The sequence below is a fragment of the Indolivaga macrotermitis genome, from assembly GCF_900128985.1.
GTDB lineage: Bacteria > Bacteroidota > Bacteroidia > Bacteroidales > Dysgonomonadaceae > Dysgonomonas_A > Dysgonomonas_A macrotermitis.
In genome coordinates, this window is record NZ_FQUC01000001.1 from 698,545 (window position 1) to 720,400 (window position 21,856).

19 protein-coding genes and 1 tRNA gene are annotated in these 21,856 nt (G+C 39.4%); 11 read left to right on the plus strand and 9 right to left on the minus strand.

Features of this window, described 5'->3' with window-relative positions; all coding sequences use genetic code 11:
- Positions 1–3: 3 nt before the first annotated feature.
- From BUC12_RS02845 to metH, 3 genes are read left to right on the plus strand one after another with little or no spacing between them, the layout of a single operon-like run.
- A complete protein-coding gene (locus tag BUC12_RS02845) occupies positions 4–1,368 on the plus strand; it encodes a DUF3329 domain-containing protein (RefSeq protein WP_139261988.1) in 1,365 nt (454 codons plus the stop codon).
- An 11-nt stretch (positions 1,369–1,379) separates the two neighbouring features.
- The gene (locus BUC12_RS02850) at positions 1,380–2,783 is read left to right on the plus strand and encodes a DUF3329 domain-containing protein (protein ID WP_139261989.1); all 1,404 of its coding nucleotides are present in this window, start codon (positions 1,380–1,382) and stop codon (positions 2,781–2,783) included.
- Positions 2,784–2,812: 29 nt separating this feature from the next.
- The gene (gene metH, locus BUC12_RS02855; RefSeq protein WP_062175652.1) at positions 2,813–6,508 is read left to right on the plus strand and encodes a methionine synthase; all 3,696 of its coding nucleotides are present in this window, start codon (positions 2,813–2,815) and stop codon (positions 6,506–6,508) included.
- A gap of 115 nt (positions 6,509–6,623) precedes the next feature.
- On the opposite strand, the gene BUC12_RS02860 is transcribed toward metH, so the two are convergent.
- Both BUC12_RS02860 and BUC12_RS02865 read right to left on the minus strand, forming a co-directional pair.
- Complete coding sequence (locus tag BUC12_RS02860) at positions 6,624–7,907, minus strand: nucleoside hydrolase-like domain-containing protein (protein WP_062175653.1); 1,284 nt, start codon at positions 7,905–7,907, stop codon at positions 6,624–6,626.
- Positions 7,908–7,983: 76 nt separating this feature from the next.
- Positions 7,984–8,631 carry a GDSL-type esterase/lipase family protein gene (locus tag BUC12_RS02865; protein ID WP_062175654.1) on the minus strand — a complete coding sequence of 216 codons (648 nt, stop codon included), beginning with the start codon at positions 8,629–8,631 and terminating at the stop codon, positions 7,984–7,986.
- Between the two features lie 326 nt (positions 8,632–8,957).
- On the opposite strand from BUC12_RS02865, the gene metN reads away from it, so the two are divergent.
- From metN to BUC12_RS02885, 4 genes are read left to right on the plus strand one after another with little or no spacing between them, the layout of a single operon-like run.
- Entirely contained in the window at positions 8,958–9,989 is a 1,032-nt protein-coding gene (metN, locus tag BUC12_RS02870) for a methionine ABC transporter ATP-binding protein MetN (protein ID WP_062175655.1), read from the plus strand.
- Positions 9,982–10,635 carry a methionine ABC transporter permease MetI gene (metI, locus tag BUC12_RS02875; RefSeq protein ID WP_062175656.1) on the plus strand — a complete coding sequence of 218 codons (654 nt, stop codon included), beginning with the start codon at positions 9,982–9,984 and terminating at the stop codon, positions 10,633–10,635. The genes metN and metI overlap by 8 nt, the downstream gene beginning before the upstream one ends.
- The gene (gene metQ, locus BUC12_RS02880; protein WP_062175657.1) at positions 10,636–11,451 is read left to right on the plus strand and encodes a methionine ABC transporter substrate-binding lipoprotein MetQ; all 816 of its coding nucleotides are present in this window, start codon (positions 10,636–10,638) and stop codon (positions 11,449–11,451) included.
- A 23-nt stretch (positions 11,452–11,474) separates the two neighbouring features.
- The gene (locus BUC12_RS02885) at positions 11,475–12,530 is read left to right on the plus strand and encodes a DUF5700 domain-containing putative Zn-dependent protease (protein ID WP_062175658.1); all 1,056 of its coding nucleotides are present in this window, start codon (positions 11,475–11,477) and stop codon (positions 12,528–12,530) included.
- Between the two features lie 8 nt (positions 12,531–12,538).
- On the opposite strand, the gene BUC12_RS02890 is transcribed toward BUC12_RS02885, so the two are convergent.
- Positions 12,539–14,185: a sulfatase-like hydrolase/transferase gene (locus BUC12_RS02890; RefSeq protein WP_062175659.1), complete on the minus strand. Its 1,647-nt coding sequence runs from the start codon at positions 14,183–14,185 to the stop codon at positions 12,539–12,541.
- Positions 14,186–14,289: 104 nt separating this feature from the next.
- Between BUC12_RS02890 and corA the strand changes: the two genes are divergently transcribed.
- Positions 14,290–15,369 (plus strand): magnesium/cobalt transporter CorA, encoded by a 1,080-nt coding sequence (gene corA / locus BUC12_RS02895; protein WP_062175660.1) that lies wholly within the window; start codon positions 14,290–14,292, stop codon positions 15,367–15,369.
- An 8-nt stretch (positions 15,370–15,377) separates the two neighbouring features.
- Here corA and BUC12_RS02900 read toward each other — a convergent pair whose 3' ends face one another.
- The 4 genes from BUC12_RS02900 to BUC12_RS02915 all read right to left on the minus strand — a co-directional run bounded on the left by BUC12_RS02900 (position 15,378) and on the right by BUC12_RS02915 (position 18,243).
- Positions 15,378–15,935 carry a GNAT family N-acetyltransferase gene (locus tag BUC12_RS02900; RefSeq protein ID WP_062175661.1) on the minus strand — a complete coding sequence of 186 codons (558 nt, stop codon included), beginning with the start codon at positions 15,933–15,935 and terminating at the stop codon, positions 15,378–15,380.
- 114 nt (positions 15,936–16,049) lie between these two features.
- The gene (locus BUC12_RS02905) at positions 16,050–16,592 is read right to left on the minus strand and encodes a DJ-1 family glyoxalase III (RefSeq protein WP_062175662.1); all 543 of its coding nucleotides are present in this window, start codon (positions 16,590–16,592) and stop codon (positions 16,050–16,052) included.
- Between the two features lie 9 nt (positions 16,593–16,601).
- Positions 16,602–17,516, minus strand: a complete 915-nt coding sequence (locus BUC12_RS02910) for an energy transducer TonB (RefSeq protein ID WP_062175663.1) — start codon at positions 17,514–17,516, stop codon at positions 16,602–16,604.
- 13 nt (positions 17,517–17,529) lie between these two features.
- On the minus strand, positions 17,530–18,243 hold the full coding sequence (locus tag BUC12_RS02915; RefSeq protein ID WP_062175664.1) for a pyridoxine 5'-phosphate synthase: 714 nt from the start codon (positions 18,241–18,243) through the stop codon (positions 17,530–17,532).
- Between the two features lie 247 nt (positions 18,244–18,490).
- Here BUC12_RS02915 and BUC12_RS02920 point away from each other — a divergent pair, with 247 nt between their 5' ends.
- Positions 18,491–19,363 (plus strand): NAD kinase, encoded by an 873-nt coding sequence (locus BUC12_RS02920; protein WP_062175665.1) that lies wholly within the window; start codon positions 18,491–18,493, stop codon positions 19,361–19,363.
- A 6-nt stretch (positions 19,364–19,369) separates the two neighbouring features.
- Here BUC12_RS02920 and ruvC read toward each other — a convergent pair whose 3' ends face one another.
- Together ruvC and BUC12_RS02930 are read right to left on the minus strand one after the other, a co-directional pair.
- Positions 19,370–19,936 (minus strand): crossover junction endodeoxyribonuclease RuvC, encoded by a 567-nt coding sequence (gene ruvC, locus BUC12_RS02925; protein WP_062175873.1) that lies wholly within the window; start codon positions 19,934–19,936, stop codon positions 19,370–19,372.
- A 15-nt stretch (positions 19,937–19,951) separates the two neighbouring features.
- Complete coding sequence (locus BUC12_RS02930) at positions 19,952–20,260, minus strand: DUF4286 family protein (RefSeq protein ID WP_062175666.1); 309 nt, start codon at positions 20,258–20,260, stop codon at positions 19,952–19,954.
- Between the two features lie 171 nt (positions 20,261–20,431).
- Here BUC12_RS02930 and BUC12_RS02935 point away from each other — a divergent pair.
- Positions 20,432–20,505, plus strand: a tRNA-Ala gene (locus tag BUC12_RS02935).
- A gap of 141 nt (positions 20,506–20,646) precedes the next feature.
- Positions 20,647–21,849: a tyrosine-type recombinase/integrase gene (locus BUC12_RS02940; protein WP_062175667.1), complete on the plus strand. Its 1,203-nt coding sequence runs from the start codon at positions 20,647–20,649 to the stop codon at positions 21,847–21,849.
- Positions 21,850–21,856 lie beyond the last annotated feature (7 nt).

Below are 21,856 nucleotides of genomic sequence, written 5' to 3' on the forward strand. Positions count from 1 at the left end.
GTAATGACTGACAATAAGAGGGATATTCGAAAATGGATATTGGGAATCTTCTTTCTGACCTTTTTCGTCTTGATTTTTATATTGAACAGAATGTATCCGGTTCATTCCGATGACTGGATGTATTCTTTTGTATTTTATGAAAAGCCTGTTCGTTTTGTAAGCAGTATAGGGGATATATTTGTTTCGCAATACAATCATTATTTGTATTGGGGAGGGCGCAATGTGGTTCATTTTATAGATCAGTTACTATTATTATTCTCGCCTTTGGTGCGCGAGATTATTAATAGTCTGGCATTCTTGGGTTTTATATATATCATATATAAGATAGCAAATGCGAGAAAAGAAGTTTCTCCATATTTATTCCTTTTTATAGCAATTGTACTTTGGATAGGGTTACCTACTTTCCCTCAGACAGTGGTATGGATAACAGGGAGTGCCAATTATCTTTGGGGAACACTTATTGCCTTGGCTTTTATATATCCGTATTATAACTATTATCAGACTGAAAGTCTAAAGAATAGTGTGGCGAGAAATATATTATTTTTCATTGCTGGAATATTTTCCGGTTGGACAAATGAGAATTTGTCAGTGGCACTGTTATTTATTTTATTCGTCTTTCTGTTATACTTTAAAATAAGACATATTCGTTTACCACAATGGGCAGTCTGGGGTTTTATCGGGGCATTATCGGGATGTGCTATAATGCTTGCTGCTCCCGGTAATTTTATCAGGGCAGAAGGTACTAATGCTGCATTTAATTTGGATGAAAAGCCCTTTGTCGATGTATTATGGTTTAAAGCCAGGAATATTTACCTCATATATAAGTATATTCCTACAGTGATAGGGCTGATCGGAGCTTATGTGATCTCTGTTTTAATATATTGGTTTGGTAATAAACATACCCGGAATCCGAAAGTGGTGTCAGGTTCAGTATTATTTTTTATGGCGGCTCACGTTTCGGCAATAGCTATGATCGCTTCTCCGATATTTCCGGTAAGAGCATCATTTTGTATGCATGCGTTCATGATTGTTTCAATAGCGATTCTGTATGGCGATTTTGTATTGGATAGCCGTTGGAAGAAGATGGTTAATATTGCAATGTTAGCTATACTCTGTATCTGGTTTGTAAAAGTATACGAGTCTATCTATACACCGACACATTATCTAAATCAACGTTATAAAGTAAGAGAAGAATATATTGAGGAGCAAAAAAGAAAAGGAGTTAATGATGTTGTTTTAACAGAACCCGAAATTATCTTACCCGGACAGTTCGACTTTGAGGATATAACAGCCGACGATACATCGTGGCGTAATACTATTTGTGCCGATTATTATAAATTAAATTCGATAAAACGGATATCGAAGTAATAATATAAATAGTGGATAAATATTTAGAAAAATTTTATTCATACAGTAATAGGATACGCTTATTCTTATCAGAGGATAAAAGCCAAAGGTTCTCTTTTGGACTTTTATTCATGGTATTCAGTGCCATTATATTCATTCTGAATAAAACTTATCCGCTATATGCCGATGATTGGGGATATACCTTTGTCTCCGGGTCTGAACTGACAAAAAGGATTACGGGGTTGGGGGATATTTATCAATCACAGTACAGTCATTATTTCGACCATGGAGGGCGGGTTGTGGTGCATGGCATTGCCGAGTTTCTTTTATTGATCGGGGGCATAGGCTCCGATTTGCTGAATAGTATGGGATATATTCTGTTTGTGTTGGTTATATATAAAATAGCAAACTTACAGAATAAAACCAGTGCGTCTTTATTTTTTATAATTAATATACTGATCTGGTTCTTCCAGCCCGCATTTGCACAAACAATACTCTGGATAACCGGTAGTGCCAACTATCTCTGGGGTGGACTTATTATTCTATCCTTTTTATATATTTATGTAAAAGGATTTCTTACCCCGGGAGGTAGAAACTCTACATTGAAGGCTATTGTTTTATTTCCGGGAGGAATTATAGCTGGTTGGACAAATGAGAATACTGCATTCGGAATGATTATTATTATCGTTCTGATAATAGCCTTTATGAAAGTAAGACGGGAAAAAATCCCGTTATGGATGCTTACAGGTTTAGCAGGGGCAATCGTTGGTTATATTCTTATGGTTGCTGCTCCGGGAAACTTTGTTCGTTACGAAGAATCAATTGCCGTAAATTCTATGACGGAAGTATCTAAACTTAAGTTTTATCTAAGCCGTTTACTCCCGGTTGTGGGGGACTTCTATAAATTTGCACTATCTTTAGTATTCATATATTTTGTAGCTTTGTCTACATACCTGTATTTCGAACCAAAAAAGGATGTGAGGGTTATCTGCCTCTCGGCGTTATTTTTTATTGGAGGAATAACAGCAGACCTTGTAATGATAGCTTCGCCGGAGTTCCCACCCCGTGCATGGTTTGGTATCATTACTTTCTTTATTGTGGCAATATGTATTCTTTATGCAAATATCCGTATTGATAATACATCTCTGTTTACAATCAAGGCATTGGTTTGTGTATTTGCCGGAATATATTTTATGCTCTCCTTGCAGAGGGGATATAAAGATTTATACAAAATAAACAAGGTATTTGAAGAACGGGAAAGAATTATTGCAGAACAACCGGATAAAGCGAATTTTGATTTTGTAACACATGAAACAATTAATCCTCAAACGGGATTTCCGATGATCTATGAAATTCCGTCGGATTCCTCCCATTGGATAAATATGTTCTATGTACGTTACCATAATATAAAATCCTTCACTATAGAGAGGGAGTAATACTAAACACTTATTATATTTCTTTTTTGATGTACAATATAAAAGATATACTAAAACAACGGATATTGATATTGGATGGAGCTATGGGCTCTCTTATCCAACAATATAAACTGCAGGAGGAAGACTTTCGGGGAGAAAGGTTCAAGGATACTGTAATTTTACAGAAAGGGAATAACGACCTTTTATGCCTTACCCGTCCTGATGTTATTGAAGCTATCCATAATAAATATCTCGAAGCAGGAGCGGATATAATAGAAACCAACTCTTTTAATGCAACTGCTATATCGATGGAAGATTATGGTATGCAGGATCTGGTTTATGAAGTGAATGTAGCTGCGGCCCAATTAGCAAAGAAGGCTGCCGATAAATATACAGCACTGAATCCTGACAAGCCCCGTTTTGTAGCCGGTTCGATCGGACCTACAAATAAGACAGCCTCTATGAGTCCCCGGGTAGAAGACCCTATGTACCGTGCTGTCACTTTTGACGATATGCATCGTGTCTACAAAGAGCAGATAGAAGGGTTGGTCGACGGAGGAGTAGACTTGCTTCTGATCGAAACCATATTTGATACACTCAATGCAAAAGCCGCTTTATTCGCCGCCGAAGAAGTGCGCAAAGAAAAAGGAGTAGATGTCCCCATAATGATATCTGTCACTCTGTCAGATAAGGGTGGACGTACCCTTTCGGGACAGACTATCGGTGCTTTTCTGGCATCAATAAGCCATATCGATTTTCTATCGGTAGGGTTGAACTGTTCGTTTGGTGCATCGGATATGAAACCGTTCCTGAAAGAATTAGGTAAACTGGCTCCATCTTTCGTATCGGCATATCCCAATGCCGGGTTACCTAATCAATTTGGAGAATATGATGAGACGCCTGAGATCATGGCTCGTCAGATCAAAGAATATATCGACGAAGGTCTGGTTAACATTCTTGGCGGATGCTGTGGTACTACCCCTGATCACATAGCTAAATATGTTGATCTGGTACAAGGAGCAACACCTCATATTCCGGCAGAAAAGCCAAAATACATGTGGTTGTCCGGTTTGGAATTGTTAGAGGCAAAGCCCGAAATAAACTTTATAAATATCGGAGAACGTTGCAATGTCGCCGGTTCCCGTAAGTTTCTTCGCTTAATTAAAGAAAAGAACTACGAAGAAGCTCTTACTATTGCCCATAAACAGGTAGAAGACGGTGCCCAGATATTGGACGTGAATATGGATGAAGGCTTACTGGATGGAGAGGTAGAAATGACAAACTTCCTGAATCTTGTAGCTTCCGATCCGGACGTGTCACGTATTCCGGTAATGATAGATTCATCGAAATGGGAAGTACTCGAAGCCGGACTGAAATGTGTTCAGGGTAAGTCGGTTGTTAACTCTATTTCCTTGAAAGGTGGTGAAGAAGAATTTCTTCGTCAGGCACGTCTGGTAAAAAAATACGGGGCTGCCGTTATTATTATGGCATTTGACGAAACAGGTCAGGCCGACCGCTTCGAAAGACGTATCGAAATCTGTGAGAGGGCGTATAAGCTATTGGTGAATGACGGTTTCAACCCGATGGATATTATTTTCGACCCCAATATATTGGCAATCGCTACAGGAATAGAAGAGCATAGAGGATATGCAGTTGATTTTCTGAATACAATAGACTGGATCAAAGCTAACCTGCCTCATGCTAAAATAAGCGGAGGGGTAAGCAACCTGTCATTCTCGTTCCGGGGCAATGATTATATACGGGAAGTGATGCATTCCATATTCCTTTATTATGCTATTCAGAAGGGAATGGATATGGGTATTGTAAATCCTGGGCAGTCGGTTATTTATGAAGATATCCCTGAGGATTTGAAGAATCTGGTCGAAGATGTGATTTTTAACCGGAGGGAAGAAGCTACAGACGAACTGATTGAATATGCTGAGCGTGTAAAATCGGAAAAATCTAGCCAACCGGCTGACAAAGTTGAAGAGTGGCGTACCTATCCGTTAGATCAGCGTCTGGAATATGCCCTGATAAAAGGTATAGGAGACCATATGGAAGAAGATATGGCTGAGGCGTTACAGGCATATCCGAAGGCCATTGATATTATAGATAAGCCGTTAATGGCAGGGATGAATAAAGTGGGGGATTTGTTCGGGTCGGGAAAAATGTTCCTTCCGCAAGTTGTAAAAACTGCCCGCACAATGAAGCGTGCGGTGGCGATACTTCAACCGACAATCGAAGCCCAGAAGGATTCTTCTTCAACATCAAAAAGTGCAGGTAAGCTTCTTATAGCTACTGTTAAAGGAGATGTACACGATATAGGTAAAAATATTGTAGCTATTATTCTGGCTTGTAACAATTACGAAGTGATCGATCTGGGAGTGATGGTGCCACCGGAAGTTATTATACAAAAGGTAAAAGAAGAGCAGCCCGATATTCTGTGCTTGAGCGGCCTTATTACTCCGTCGTTGGAAGAAATGAGTATCGTGGCACATGAGATGGAAAAGGCCGGATTCTCAATTCCATTGATGATCGGAGGCGCAACCACCTCTAAACTGCATACAGCTATCAAGATTGATCCTAAATACCAGAGAGGTTCGGTCGTGTATACTAAAGATGCTTCGCAGGCACCGGCAGCGGTAGCGAAGTTGATAAATCCGAATACGAAAGACGATTTTATCAAAGAAGTTAAAGATGAATACCAAGGGCTAAGAGATTCTCAGGAGAGTAAGAAAGTACAGTTATTACCGTTGAAAGAAGCTATAAGTAAATCTTTTAAAATTGACTGGACCGATTATACTGCCCCGAAACCCAATATTGAGGGAGCTAAAGTCATACCTCATATTCCTGTTGGTAAAATAGTACCATTCATTGACTGGAAATTCTTTTTTCATTCATGGAATTTATCGGCACGGTATCATACAGCACAGTTTCTGGACGATTGTCCCAGTTGTAAGATCACATGGATTAACTCGTTCCCCGAAGCAGAACGCGAAAAGGCAGAAGAGGGATACAAACTATACAAAGACGCCCGGAAAATGCTGGATCGTTTGATCGACTCGAAAGCAGATTACATCAAGGCAACCTATGGCATTTTCGAAGCATACAGCGACAATGAATGTATCTATATCAATGATATATGTTTCCCGATGTTGCGTCAACAGAAAAAGAATGAGAAGGATGTATATCTGTCACTTTGCGATTTTGTACCTCCTAAAAATTCAGGAATAAAAGACTATGTGGGGGCATTTACTGTAACAGCTGGAGCCGGAGGCGCTAATGAGCTTCTGAGCGAATTCGAACATAAAGGCGACGAATACAGCGTGCTCTTACTGAAATCGGTATTAGACCGTCTGGCGGAAGCTGCAACTGAATTTCTGCATGCTAAGATCAGGACAGAATACTGGGGATTCGGTTTCGGTGAGAATATTACCGTAGAACAAATGTTTGCCCTGAAGTATCAGGGAATACGTCCGGCAGTAGGCTATCCTTCGATACCCGACCAGTCGATAAATTTCTTGTTGAACGAAAAACTGCTCGATTCGAGGCAGGCAGGAGTAGAACTTACCGAGAATGGAGTAATGCTGCCCAATGCATCGGTAAGCGGGCTGATTTTTGCACATCCTCAATCAAGATACTTTACAGTAGGACAGATTTCGGAAGAACAAGCTGAATTTTATATTAAGAATAGGGGCGAGAAACCTGATCTAACCCGTAAGTTTTTAGCCGCTAATATGATGTAAGGTGATAGACACTATATCGTATTTTGTAATAGAACGACAGAGCCGGATCAATATTTAATCCGGCTCTGTCGTTATTTAGAATACAGGTAACAGAATAGTATATACAAATTATTTACTATTCTTTCAGCCATCCCCAGCGTTTACCCCAATCAGCCATTATGTCATTCCTCCATTTATAGACAGTTTGTGCCCCTTGATAATTGTTCCAGAAATATTCAGGAGCACTCTTATCGGTAAACCATTGCCTGCCTACTTTATAATCGGTATCACTAGTTCTTCCCGGCCAGATATTTTCAACAGTGACCGCTCCTTCCTGATTTGGAAATCCCGGAATATCAGAGACAATTGTATAGGGTAATGTGCCTAGGAAATAGGTCGAATGACGAACAACATAATCGCCGTTCCCTAAGTGGTAGCCGTCCCATTTTTGTTTTCCGATGGTCAAGGTCATACATGCCGAATCGATAGGAATATTGTTGAGTACAGGACCTTTCACATGAAACTCTATTGTCGAAAATACAGGTATCGTATCCCTTTCGGTTGCAGGACGATAAAAAACAGAACGTGCACTGTGCGTACAAGGCTCAAAACTTCCGCCCCATGATTCTTTCGACGGGTTCGACGGATCGCCGTCCATCATATAAAGTAATGAGGGAGTATCGCCCAATTTAGGATTACCTTCATAATAGTTAATAAAATCTCTACCCAAATTTCCTGCGCCTTTTATGTATGTATTATAATAAAGTGAATTGTATTTATCATTGATTTTGCTTTGATATGTGAAGCCACGATAAGAGACATTGTTCTCGATAAACCATAGGTCCGGAAAATTCTGCACTATATAAGCATAGCTATTCACACTCCATTTTTTGTTCGGCCCCCCGATCCAGTAAACACGGATCTTGTTTTGAATATCGGGAGCGTCATGAAGCGCCTGAGCTAGATCTTCCAGTCCGCCCCAAACAAGCACATACAATGGGCGTTCGTCTGCGCGACGGGCACACTGTACAATCCAGTCCGAACCTTCGGTTGCGGATGTAAAACCGCAGTAAGGTGCAGCTCCTTTTCGTCCTTGTTTAGTGATGGAACGAAGATAAGCAGGAGAGGCGAGTCCTTGAACATGCTTTTCTAGCTTCGGTAAATCTATCTCGTAAAGGTCTATCATCCGGAGAATCTCTTCTTTCCTGCCCTCACCAAAAGAGGGAGAAGATATAAGACCTTCCGTATCAAACTCGTTACTATACATTAAGAAATGAGCCATAGATTGATTGTCGTCGGGGTCGGTACCTCCGATATCAGAACTGATCAGGATACGTGGCTTTTGCGGTACCGGTTGTTGAGCAACCGAACTGCTGATTGCAATAAATGATGCAAGAAGTAAAGTCATTATTTTTTTCATAGATATGTATTATCAGATTTAAGTAACAGAGGTTGTTATCCTTATAGATTAAAGGATAGTGAAAAGATCCGGGACATTAATCTTTCCGGATTATAGCGTAATATACTTCTTTAGCCAGTATTTTCGCTCCTGCCTCATTCGGATGTATTTCGTCAGGGAAATTCTCTTTCATGTTGCTTGTCGGAGTATGGAGATTAATGATTTTAGCACCACATTCTTCGGCTACTTCTGTCAGGTAAGGGATTATATCATTTACAATAATACTGTCGTTGATACCCCATTTCAAGGAATAAGATTTAGCTGGATAACAAAGATATATCTGTGGATGGGATGGTAAATTTTTGAAACTATTCACCAGTATTTCCGTATCATGTTTATATTCATTTTTGTGTACCCAATTCTGAGGCTTAGAGTCATTTGTTCCAAGTTTGATGACAACAATGTCCGGATTAAAAGCCAAAGCATCCTGATATTGTTGTTCTTTCATGTAAGGATGGTCTCCGTTATTGAGCATAGTACGCGCACTGACTCCGAAATTACGGACATCGTAGCCGTCTCCCAGCATCTGCCCTAATACCGAGGGGTAACTATGTTTGTCCCTGTCTTTTATTCCGGCTCCAAAAGTAATACTGTTACCGACACATGCTACTCTAATAACATCTTGTGCAAAAGTCGGTGCTGAAATAAGCAAAGAGAAAATAAAAAGTAAGCAAAACTTCTTCATGGTTTTTTTATTTGATTATAGGTTTACAAATGTATAAAAAGTATATCATTCGATACAATAGGATTATCTGTATATTCTGTCCGTTTTTTATCTATGTGATAGAGAGGGTGAACATAAATAAAAACACAAAATAAAATTTACTGTAAAAAATGTCACTTTTGTCACTTTACGAGCCTTATCTGTATAGTATACAGTAAAATACTAAGGTGACACAGTAAACAAAAAAGTGACATCAAAGTAACACTCAATGTATAAGAATGTATACTTTTGCCCTGAAAGGATTATTTTTTTGTTACTTTGTTTTATGATTGGAAAGAGTAGGCAGGATGATTGAATTAAAGCATATAACTAAGATTTTCCGGCAAGAGGGCAGGGAGACCAAAGCCCTTGACGATGTTTCTATCTTAGTACCAAAAGGTAAGATTGTAGGGGTGATAGGCGAATCGGGTGCAGGTAAGAGTACCCTGATCAGGACAGTAAATCTGCTGGAGCGACCGACACTGGGAGAAGTTTTCGTTGATGGGCAAAATCTGATAAGCATGTCGGATAGCCAACTAGCGAAAGCCCGGCGGGATATCGGAATGATCTTTCAGCATTTCAATTTACTATCGTCACGCACGGTTTTTGAAAATATAGCCCTTCCGCTTGAATTGGATAAAACGCCGAAAGATGAAATACGCCGGCGGGTAGAAGAGCTTTTGCTGTTAGTTGGTCTCGAAGGAAAGTCGGATGATTACCCGTCTAAATTGTCCGGAGGACAGAAACAGAGGGTGGCAATAGCACGTACACTGGCTACCAACCCGAAAGTATTACTCTGTGATGAGGCGACCAGTGCCCTCGATCCGGCAACTACACGCTCCATTCTGGCTCTGTTGAAAGATATTAACAGCCAGCTGAATATTACGATCCTGTTGATCACTCACGAAATGAATGTAGTGAAGGAGATTTGCGATGAGGTAGCTGTTATCAGTGGCGGACAGTTGATAGAGCAGGGTAGTGTCGCCGATATATTCTCCCATCCGAAAGAACCTTTGACCAAGCAGTTTATAGCTTCCTCTTTGCATATGGAGATACCTGCCGACTATCAGGAAAGGCTTCAGGAAAATCAGAAAGAAGGGAAACATGCCCTGCTATGGGTAGAGTTTACGGGCAACTCGGTGGATGCGCCCGTATTGTCGGAAGTAGCCCGCCGTTTCGAGATCAACAGTAATATTATCAGTGCCCGTATGGATTATATCGGAGGGCTTAAATTCGGTATTATGCTGGTCGAATTTATAGGATCGGTAGAGAACGAAAACCGGGCAATAGAATTCCTGAAGAATAAGAATATAAAAGTGGAGGTATTAGGTTATGTCTGATTCGATGATAGATATTTTGCTGAAAGGAACATGGGAAACGGTAGTGATGACCTTCGTTTCGGGTTATTTCAGTTTTATGCTGGGGTTACCTATCGGCGTGGCGTTGTTCATTACCCGTAAAGGACAGATAAAGGATAATAAAAAGGTGAACCGTTTTATTGCATTCTTCGTAAACGTATTTCGTGCCATACCTTTTATTATACTTATTGTGTGGATGATTCCTTTTACGAGGATTATCGTAGGAACCTCCATTGGAGTAGAAGCTGCGTTGGTTCCTCTGAGTATCGGTGCTGCGCCTTTTGTTGCCCGTATGGTAGAGAATAGTTTGCTCGAAGTTCCGGGTGGACTTATTGAAGCATCACGTGCTATGGGGGCTACCCCTTTTCAGATCATAACAAAAGTGCTGCTGCCCGAAGCTTTACCTTCCCTGATAAACAGTGCTACTATAACCCTTATTACTCTTGTCGGTTATTCGGCTATGGGTGGTGCAGTAGGAGCAGGAGGTTTAGGGCAGGTCGGTTATCAGTATGGTTATGTAGGCTATGATACCACTGTGATGAATATTGTTTTGGTACTATTGGTTATTCTGGTCTTTATTATTCAGGTTACAGGTAATTATATTTCTAAAAAAGTCGATCATCGTTAAATGAAGTCTAAGCTATTTATACTCATATCGGTACTGTGCTTTATCGCTCTGTTTATTGTTTTCGCCAATGGACGGAAAAGGAAGAACGATCCTGATTACATACGAGTAGCAGTGGTTCTGGGTCCGGAATACATTGTAGCAAAGGCTGCTCAGAAAGTGGCCAAAGACCGTTATGGCTTAGATGTGGAATTGGTAACACTGACCGATTATGTGGTGCCCAACACCCTTTTAGATCAGGGCGATGTCGATCTTAATGCATTTCAGCATGTACCGTATCTGGAGAATCAGATGGAGGAACGGGGATATAAACTGGCTGTTGTCGGTAATTCTTTTGTATATCCTTTAGCGGGCTATTCGAAAAAGATCAGGTCTTTGGATGACCTGCAAGATGGCAGTACTATCGTTATACCAAATGATTTGACGAACGGCGGGCGTGCCCTGCTACTGATGCAAAAGTATGGTTTGATAAGGCTAAAGGACAATGTAGGGCTTGTGCCCCGTGTATCGGACATCGTAGAAAATCCCCGTAAATTCGATATAGTTGAGCTTGAGGCTCCCCAGTTACCCCGTGTTCTCGATGACCGGAAGGTAGCTGTTGCTATAATAAATAACACATATGCCGCAGGAGCCGGACTGACTTTACAGGACGGGATATTTATAGAGGATAAAGATTCGCCTTATGTGAATGTTATTGTAGCCCGCGAGGACAATAAGAACGACGATAAAGTAAAACGCTTTGTCAAAGCCTTTCAGTCGGAAGAAGTTGCCGCAACGGCCGACCGCGAGTTTAAAGGAGGTGCTGTAAAGGGTTGGTAGAGATAACTCATAATACAAATAGGATGAGAATATATTTTTTTATTATAACATTCACTGCATTTTCTTTTCTGATAAAAGGACAGAATAATATTGAAATCCATTCAGAGTCTATAGATTCTCTGTTTTCTTGGTTCGATAGTAAATGTCCGGAAAATCGTATCCGGTCACTGTTGGCTATTCCTTCTAACCAGATAATGGAGCAGCTTCTTTTAAAACAAGAAAAAGAGGCAAGTTCTTTCTCTGATATATTATCCCGTTTTTCAATTAAATGTTCTTTAGCTGGCAATGATTATCTTTTGGAAGATGCTTTTAAGAACCGACAGGAAATATCAGCAGTCTTAACCGAATTGAAAGATGTTGAAATCTATAAACAAACTTTCGACTATGTGAAAGCGTTCTTTCCTGCAGGTTTTACCTCTTCTGCCCGGTTTAATATTTACCTGACTACAACCGGATGGAAATGGGGAGACGCAATGACATTCAATTATGTAAAAGAGGGAGGTAAGTACCTTCTTTCGGAAAAGGGAGCTTCTGCTATTATCTTTAATCTAACCATAATGAACTCTAATTATGGGAAAACTGTAGAAGAACAAATTATTACCTATAGAAAGGTGCTTAGTCATGAACTATTTCATGCTATACTTGAAGAGTATATCGTGGATAAGGATTATTATAACCGCGATCAGATAGAGTCCGAAGTAATATTTTTACTAATGAATGAGGGGGTGGCCCATTATATTGCAGACCAGAAATATATTGCAAATAATTATGATACCTTGAAAGAAAAAGAGGTATTGAGCTTTTCCTCTTTCTCTGAAAAAGCAGCTATTATTTTCGACAGGAATAACGATATGGAGATACGGAAGACTGTCTTGGAAGACGGACTTTATGGAAAATACTGGAGTAAGTATATCTGTATCTCCGGTATGTTTATGGCATACCATATTGATAAATATGGAGGCCCAGACTTATTGAGAGAATGTATAGAAAATGGTCCTCACTTTTTTATTGAGAAATATAGAGAAATTTGTAACACAAATGATAGTTTACCCCTGTTGCCCAATATTATTAATGAATAATTCTCTTGTTACTTCTTATAGTTTTTTTGTAAGGCTTTAACTTCATCATAGGTTTTGTTTCCGATATATCTTTCGGTGGGGACAAAGTTCTTAGAGAAGATACTTTTGGTATCGTCATAGTCCTCATATTTCAGATTGGCTAAATCCGAAATACTGAAAATCACATCACCTGTCGAATACGGTCTTTCGGGTACAATACTAAGATCCGATCTCATGTTTCTATAGTTTGACGATAACCACACCACGAACGGAACTTCACACATATAAGTCGATATCTTTTCGTAGGCATGTCCCGAAAAGTTTCGCATATCGTATATCTCCTCACCATGATCCGAAAAGTATATGAGGGCGCTCTCTCCTTTTTGCTTATTTTGCAAGGTCTTAATCAGTTTATATACCAGATCGTCGTTGTATAGAACCGAATTATCGTACTTGTCTATAGTATGAATTGCCTGTTTATCTCTGTATTCGGTCTCCTTGATCATATGATCTTTGTTATTGTTGAATACATTGAATGACGGAGTGTACCTGAATTCGTAAGCCATGTGATTACCAATGAGATGGATAATAATAAGCTTATTCTGTTTTGCACTTGTTTGTTGTTTCAATACTTCTTCGAACTTAGGCAATACAATTTCGTCGGGTTGGTTCTCAATTGAGAGGTCACAGGAGTATTGAGATAAGTTGAGCAAGGCATCATAGCTGGTTTTGAAATTACCGCCAAAAGGCTGGGTACTGATGAAATAAGTCTTATATCCGGCCCTGTTGAACAACTCTATCAAAGAAGGTTTTTGTGTAATATTATTAGGATTATTCCTGTCAGCCATAGTCATAACCGAACGTAAAACCGGTATGGTATGTACTTGAGGGGATAAGACATCTTTATAAACAAGTAAGCTATCTCCCAACGAAGCTAATCTGGGATTAGTTTCGCGTGGATATCCGTAAAGCGACATGTGTGTACGTGTGAGCGATTCGCCAATGACTAACACTATCGTTTTTTGATATGCCGAATCAATATCATTAACAACATAAGCCTGACTCTGTCTTGCTATTATGGCTTTTTCCTCCTTATCTAATCGGATTTTATAGTGTACAAACAACTTGTAGAATTGAATGAAATATACCGGCTTCGATAGTGGAGGAACTACTAAAAAGAGAATCACTCCGACCAAAGCGGAGACAAAGAGTGCTTTGTGCTCCTTTATTTTTATACGGGGAACTGCCCGCATCTTCCATATAATAAAGAAACAGAGGAAAATATATACGACAAATCCTACAATGATCCAAGGGTTGAAGTAATGTGCCAGAAACTCTTTACTTTCTGTCGGATTGGTTTCAAAAAGGCTAATGATACTATTGCCTTGCAGAAGAACATGTGCAAAAAGCAGGTAGCTGATATATATACTTCCGGGAAGATAGGCTATAACGAATATTCCGGTATAGATTCTCTTTTCCCATCTTGGGCTGGCAAATAATAATAAGATCAGAATAGCTATAAAGAGGATGCAGTTGGCGCTGATCAGCCAAAGTACATCCTGCTTGGTCAGATTCTCAGCTAATGGGCTCAGAACCGGAAGAAGCAAAACAAGATAAAACAAAAAGAAAAATTGTAGTTTCTTTTTAACCAATATTTTGAGTACAGAATTAACCATCAGGCAATGTGTGTTGAGTTTTCGTGTGCAAGATAAACTTACTTGCATAAGTAATCGCAAATATAGCATTTTTTCCTACTTTTGTTATATATGTAAAAAGAACTATGTCTAAACGAACTTCTACAAGCCCGAGAGTGCGTAAACATTTGGATAATGCGCATCTGTTAGAGAATCTGGTCTATATGGGAGAAGAAAATGTTTCTACATCCATAGAGCTCATTCAGTATGACAAGACACAAATCTCGGAACGAGCCGTACGCCCCGATGAGAAATTGAAGGAACTGATAAAGCCTGATTGTGTCAACTGGTTCAGAATAACCGGTATTTCGGATGCCGGAACTACTTACAATATCTGTAAAGCGTTTGGGATACCTCGCTTTGATGTGAAGGACCTGTTATCAGGTTATCGGGTGACAAAGGTTATAACGCACGATACCAACACATTTATCTTAATGTCGGGGGCATATATAAGCGAGGATAAGGAGCTGATAATCTATCAGAATGCATTTATCTTAGGGGATAATTATGTTGTAAGTTTTCAGGAAAGGCCTTCTACTATTTTCAATGATGCGAAAGATGCGATTAAAGAAGGGCGTGTGATGATAAGGGAAAAAGACGAAGATTACCTACTTTATATATTGCTCAACTGTCTGCACTCGTCATTTAATGACGCGATTATCAAACTGAACAACCGTCTTAATGAGATGGAAGACCGTCTGATCGATGATGATACCGAGAATATCAATGTAATGAGATTTATCAGCCGCCGGAAGAAAGACGCCTCTTCACTAAGGCGTATTATAGCTCCATTACGTGAAGAATATATAAATCTGCTCCATAATACCAACAAGCTGATAAAGCCTGAAAATATCATGTATTTCGAGGATTTCGACGACCGCTTACGTACGTCATTAGACGATCTTCTGGCTTTTCGTGAATCGGTGAGTTCGCTGTCCGATCTATATTTCAATAACAATAATCTAAGGCTGAATAACGTAATCAAGAAACTTACCATTGTTTCCACCATCTTTATTCCCCTCACATTTATGGTAGGAGTTTGGGGTATGAATTTCGATTATATGCCCGAATTAAGATGGGCACATGGCTACCTGTTTGCTTGGGGAATTATGCTATTGATAGTTATTCTGGCTGTCTTTTATTTGAAACGGAAGCGTTGGTTTTAAATTCAGCTTTACTTCTTATACTCATCTTTTAACATCGAATAATACAATCGGCTGACATATCTGCCATCCATAAAGAAGAAGTCACGTAAAGTACCTTCATATATAAAGCCGCTTTTCTTTATCACCCCCTGCGACGCGATATTGCCATCCTTATGGCAAACCTGTACTTTGTGAAAGTTTATTTTGTTGAAACTATAATCCAGTACTAATCTTACGGCTTCAGTCGCATAGCCTTTACGGTGAAATTTACTGCCTAAACAATATTCTATTTCACAGAAGTGATTTGTGTCATTTACCAGAAATATGGCAATCTGCCCAATGCATATTTGAGATTCTTTTTCGATAATTGCCCATCGGTAGTAATCAGGCCTTTCGTATGATCCTATATATTTATCAAGTAAGCCTTTTACCTCTTCTTTTGTCGTATATATGGGTTCGGAGTACATCGATTGAATTTTAGGATCACTAACCCAATAAGCAAGCATATCGTTATCATCTGTATATTGAAAAGGTCTAAGTATAAGTCTTTCAGACTCTATAGTCTGGGTGCCACAATGTATAAGCATATGTACTTGTTAGATAATTAGGGAATAAGAGTTGTTCTGTAAAAGCAAAAATAAGAAAAATCCGGTAAACGATTGTTTGCCGGATTTTATAATCTTATTCTGTATATTATATTTTCAAGCAAGCAGCAGGCCTTTTGCAACTTCATCACGCTTAGCTTTGCCTGCTAATATCTCTAATAGTTGAAGGGCAAAATCGAGTGTCAATCCGGGGCCTCTTCCGGTAATAACATTTCCTTGAACAACAACCGCCTCGTCGGTTGCTAATTCGGCACCATCAAGGTATTTTTCAAAACCGGGATAGCATGTTGCTTTTTTCCCTTTCAGTATACCTAATCCACCTAGTACCATTGGAGCTGCACATATTGCCGCTACATTTTTACCGGCATTATTGAATTCTACCACCTTCTTTTTTAGTCCTTCATGTTCATTAATTCTGACAGTACCACCCGGTAAAATCAGGATATCGGCAGCGGAAAAGTCCGCATCATCGAAAAGCTGATCGGCTATTACAGGAATGCCGTGGCTGCCTTCCACTGTCTTTGAATCTATCAGTGATACTGTTTTGATATCTACACCTCCGCGTCTCAAAACATCTACTGTAGCGAGAGCTTCTATTTCTTCAAATCCTGTAACTAAGAATATCAATGCTTTTTTCATACTCGGTTATCAGTTTAAGTTAAACTTATATGTAATAGTCCCCTTTTGATTGTTAGTTGTATTAACAAGGGCAAATTTAGTTCGTTGGGCTGCACGAATAGATTCGTTTCGTAGCGTTGAGTTGGTTGTATTAGTACCTCGTCCGATACTTGCCTCAATTACGTTCCCCTTTGGGTCGACAATAATGTCAACCACTACAGTTCCGTAGTCGTCAACTGTATATGCAGGCAGCTTAAGTCCTCCGGAGCCTACACCCCGTCCCCCTAAATCGTAAGTTCCGGTACCACCTACGCCTGATACTTTACCTACGTTTCCATTGCCGGCAGGCGAACCTTGAGTTCCTGTACCGTGCGTGTTTCCACGACTTCCATTGCCGGATCCGTTTCCGAATAACCCGGCCATTTGGCTATTAATATTTTTCTTCCGGTCAGCTTCTTCCTGTGCTTTCCGGTCGGCTTCGACTTGAGCTTTCTTTTTTGCTTCGGCAATAACTGCCTCTTGTTGTTTTTTTGCAGCTTCTTGTTTCTTTGCTTCGGATATAGCTATCGTTTTTTCTACATCCTGGGTTGCTGTCGGGGCTTTGTTGTCTTTTACAACAGGTTTAGCAGCCGGAGTTGTAGGAGCCGGTATCGGTTCTGTTTTCGTAACGGCTTCAGTTTGTTCCAGATTGTTAGGCATCGTCGGGTCAGATTCTATTGGCTCCAGCACATCTTCGGTAAGCCCGTTTCCTCTGCCAAATGGTTCGTCATCGCCCAATGCATCTTGTACATTGCCGAACATAACCGGCACTCCGCCAAGTTCGTCATTTAACCGGTCTTTATTACTCGGCTTGATATAATAAAGCAAGAGAAATATAATCAATAGGACATGAAACCCTATTGTCCCAGCCAACCCTATTGTTTTTTCTTGTTTAATCAAAGCCATAATATAGATGTTATTATTTTAAACAGTTTTTGTATGCTGCTATAGTCCGTTCCAAGCCTAGATACAAAGCATCGCTGATAAGTGCGTGCCCGATCGAGACTTCTTCGATGAATGGGATATTCTTATACAAAAAGTTTAAGTTTTCCAAGCTTAGGTCGTGGCCCGCATTGATACCCAGGCCGAGGCGTTTAGCTACTTTGGCAGCTTCAACAAAAGGTTGTACCGCAGCCTCCGCGTCTTTAGGATATAGCGTAGCGTAAGGTTCGGTATATAACTCAATACGGTCTGTACCTGTCTTAGCTGCATATTCTATTATCTCGGTATCAGTTCCTGTAAATATAGAGGTACGTATTCCTACCGATCTGAACTCGTCAACAAGATCACTTAAAAACTGAAAATTTATTTTTGTATCCCAGCCTGCATTAGAGGTTATAGCATCCGGAGCATCCGGCACAAGAGTTACCTGCGTAGGCTTTACCTCTTTTACCAATTTGATGAAGTCGGGTGAGGGATATCCTTCGATGTTAAATTCGGTTTTTATTTTTGACTTTATGTCAAATACATCATTAATTGTAATGTGACGCTGATCGGGACGGGGATGTACCGTTATACCTTCTGCACCGAATTTTTCGCAATCAATTGCTACTTGGGCTACATTAGGAACACTCCCTCCGCGGGCATTGCGTATAGTCGCTACTTTATTGATATTTACACTCAACTTAGTCATGATAGATTCTTGTCGTGATTAAAGTGATGCCGGGGCATATTTATAAAACTTTTTTACCACCTTTGCATTAATATAGTCTGGTATGCAAATTTAATACGAAATACCGAGACTTTATGCTATTTTGAGATTTTTAAGGACACTATCAATATCACTATATTAAGTATTGGGGCTGTAAAAATATCTCAAGCCAAAAGCAGATGGTCTGGCTAGCTTAACAAACAAATATTGAATACAAATTGTTTCGGATATGAAAATAGGAATATTTGGCAACGAATATCAGAAAAGCGATCAGATAGAGAGAATTCTGGATATCCTGACTAAAGGAAATGCCGAGATATTTATTCAGAAAGAGTTTCACGAATATTTATCCCCGCAGATCGATTGGAACAATAAGGTAAATGGTATTCTGGATTGTAAAGACCTCGATCTTGATATGGCTTTAAGCGTAGGCGGTGACGGAACTTTCTTGAAGACCGTATCGTCGGTACAATTGAAGAATATACCGATTCTCGGTATTAATACAGGCCGTTTAGGATTTCTGGCGGATGTGTCGGAAGACGATATGGAACAGACATTATCAGAGATTCTCGCAGGGCAATATACGGTAGAGGAGCGTTCGCAATTGCGACTGCTGGTAAACGGCGAAGACGGAGATCCGCAACATTATGCATTGAATGAAATAGCCGTTCTGAAACAAGACCTGGCTTCGATGATAAATGTCGATGTTTTTATAAATGACGAACATCTGACCTCATATGAGGCTGATGGTTTGATTATAGCAACACCGACAGGTTCGACCGCTTATTCGTTGAGTGTAGGCGGACCGATAATGACACCTAATACTTCCACATTGGCTATCACAGCCATTGCTCCGCATAGTTTAAATGCCCGCCCGTTAGTTATCGAAGATGATAATGTGATAACGATGAAAGTAAAAAGCCGCAGTTGTTGTTTCCTTATCTCATTAGATGGAAGATCCAAAATGATGTCGGCTGACGGTACTATATTGCAGGTCGAAAAATCAGCTGTTCCAGTTCGTATCGTAAAACGTAAGGGACATACTTTCTATAATACTTTAAAGAAAAAATTGAAATGGGGCAGTGATCCCCGTTTAGGATGATATTTCTTATTTCAATCCACTGACTTTTCCGGGATTTTTACTGATAAAGTCCTTCCAACTATTGAATTTTTTATCCTGAGTCGGGTTATTCGTCTGAAAATAATGGCATAAGGCAGCCGCTAATCCGTCTGTAGCATCAAGCTGAGGGAGCATGTTCTCGTCGGGTATTTTCAGATATTGCTGGCACATATATGCTACTTGCTCTTTGGCCGCTTTTCCGTTTCCGGTGATAGACATTTTTATCTTCAGGGGAGCATATTCAAAAATAGGTATGTCTCTTGATAAAGCAGCAGCCATAGCCACGCCTTGCGCTCTGCCGAGTTTGAGCATACTTTGTACATTCTTACCGAAAAAAGGAGCTTCGATAGCCAATTCGTCAGGTAAATATTCTTCAACCAGTCCGATTACCCTTTCGAAGATGCGTCTCAGTTTCAAATAATGATCATCGTATTTACTCAATTGTAATACTCCCATCGTTATAAGAGACGGTTTATTATTGAGCACGCGTAATACTCCATATCCCATCACCTGAGTTCCGGGGTCTATTCCTAATATAATACGTTCTTTATTTATTGTAGACATGTTTGTTTATAATGGAATCTCTTCGAGTAAGGTGACGAATCCGGCAACTTTAGTTCCGAATCTTTTCTGTAATTCTTTTTGAAGCTTCTCTCCAGTGCTTCCAGCCCAATTATCAAGTGTATCCAAATCGGTAGTTTTAAATTGCATGGCGTAACTAACACCGTGCTCTTCATGCTGGGCATCTATTCTGGCCAGAGATGGTGATTGGAGCAAGCCACTTTCTAAAGCACTGGGGATATATACATCTTTTAAAAACAAAAGACACTCGTCGTGAATGGAATCATCGAGGTGTAATGTTGTATTGAATATTAACATCTGATAAAATTGAATTGATACAGCAAAGATAAACAGATAATTTTGATAATTCACCGTGCTTCCGGAACATCGAATATTTCCGAGATTCCCTATTTATACAAAATATAAATATTTTACTCTTATTTTAGCTTATGATTCTAATTTTATTCTATTTTTGTATCCGAAAAGAATGGGGCATTAGCTCATCTGGCTAGAGCGCAACGCTGGCAGTGTTGAGGTGATCGGTTCGAGTCCGATATGCTCCACAAAACTCATAAAGCATTGAATTTCAAATAAAAATAAATGTCTACTGAGTTTTAAATGTCTATCTAGACAAATAAATCTTATAATGTTATAGTTGATATTTGGTGGTTTGTCGCGATTCACTTAATTAAAAACTTAATATTATGGGACGAAGAAAAGTAAAGTTCGTGCTTCCAAAATTGAACGATGGAGGCGGAAAATTGTCAGCGTTATGGTATGTAGAATATTCATACCGGGATGAGAGGAATGATAAACTAGATCGCTTTCGTATTTACGAAGGCTTCAAAGCGTTACAAACTACAGATGAACGCTACAATCATGCAAATGCTATCATAAAGGAAATATCCGATAAAATTTTATCGGGGTGGAATCCTTTTGAATTGGAAAAAGTGGTGTTCAATAATCACATTGCATACAACATCCAGGCTCGTGTTTATGGGAATAGAGAGGAATCTGAGAAGAATTTTTTCTATTATATCAATGCTTTTCTTGGTGAGAAAAAGCCGTTATTAGCAATAAAAACGATGCAGGACTATACTTCTAAATTACGGATGTTCTACCATTGGCTACAAACTAAAGGGTTAGATAATATCTATGCCGGCGAAATATCAAATGATCATGTATCAGATTATATATATACTTTGATTGAAAAGGGGAGGGAACGGCACACAATAAAGGATACAAAACAAAGAATCAGTCAAGTACTGAACTGGCTTGTAAAGAAAAGAGTAATCAAGAGCAATCCAGTGTATGATGTTCCGGACGGAAAGCAACACTATGACCATTCGGCACAACCAATGACACAAGATGAAGCCTCGTTTTTATTAAGTTACATAAAAGAACGAAACGAACAGCTGTATTTATTCTGCTCAATGATTTTTTATTGTGCCATTCGTCCAGGTACAGAATTGCGACTACTTAAAGTAAAAGATATTAATTTATTCACTAAAACGATTACTATTAGGCCTGAGAATGCTAAAACAACGCAAGGTATAGTAAACATGCCTAAAAAGTTGATTGAAATATTAAGTGAGATAAAAATATCTCTGAATGAAAGGGAATTCTATGTTTTCGGAAAAGAAGGCAAACCAGGTACTGAATGTTGGGGTAAAAATCATTTCAGATTAGAATTTAATAAATACCGGGATGCCGTCGGGTTTCCTAAAGAATACAAGCTCTATAGTTGGAAGTGTACGGGTGGAATTCTTTTTTCTATGAGTGGTGCACCATTGCCGGCCGTACGAGATCATTTTCGGCATAAATCAACGGCATATACTGATATATATATAACCAAGAAAATAGGAAAGCAAAACGATTATGTAAAACATAAATTCCCTGAGTTATAAAAGAAAA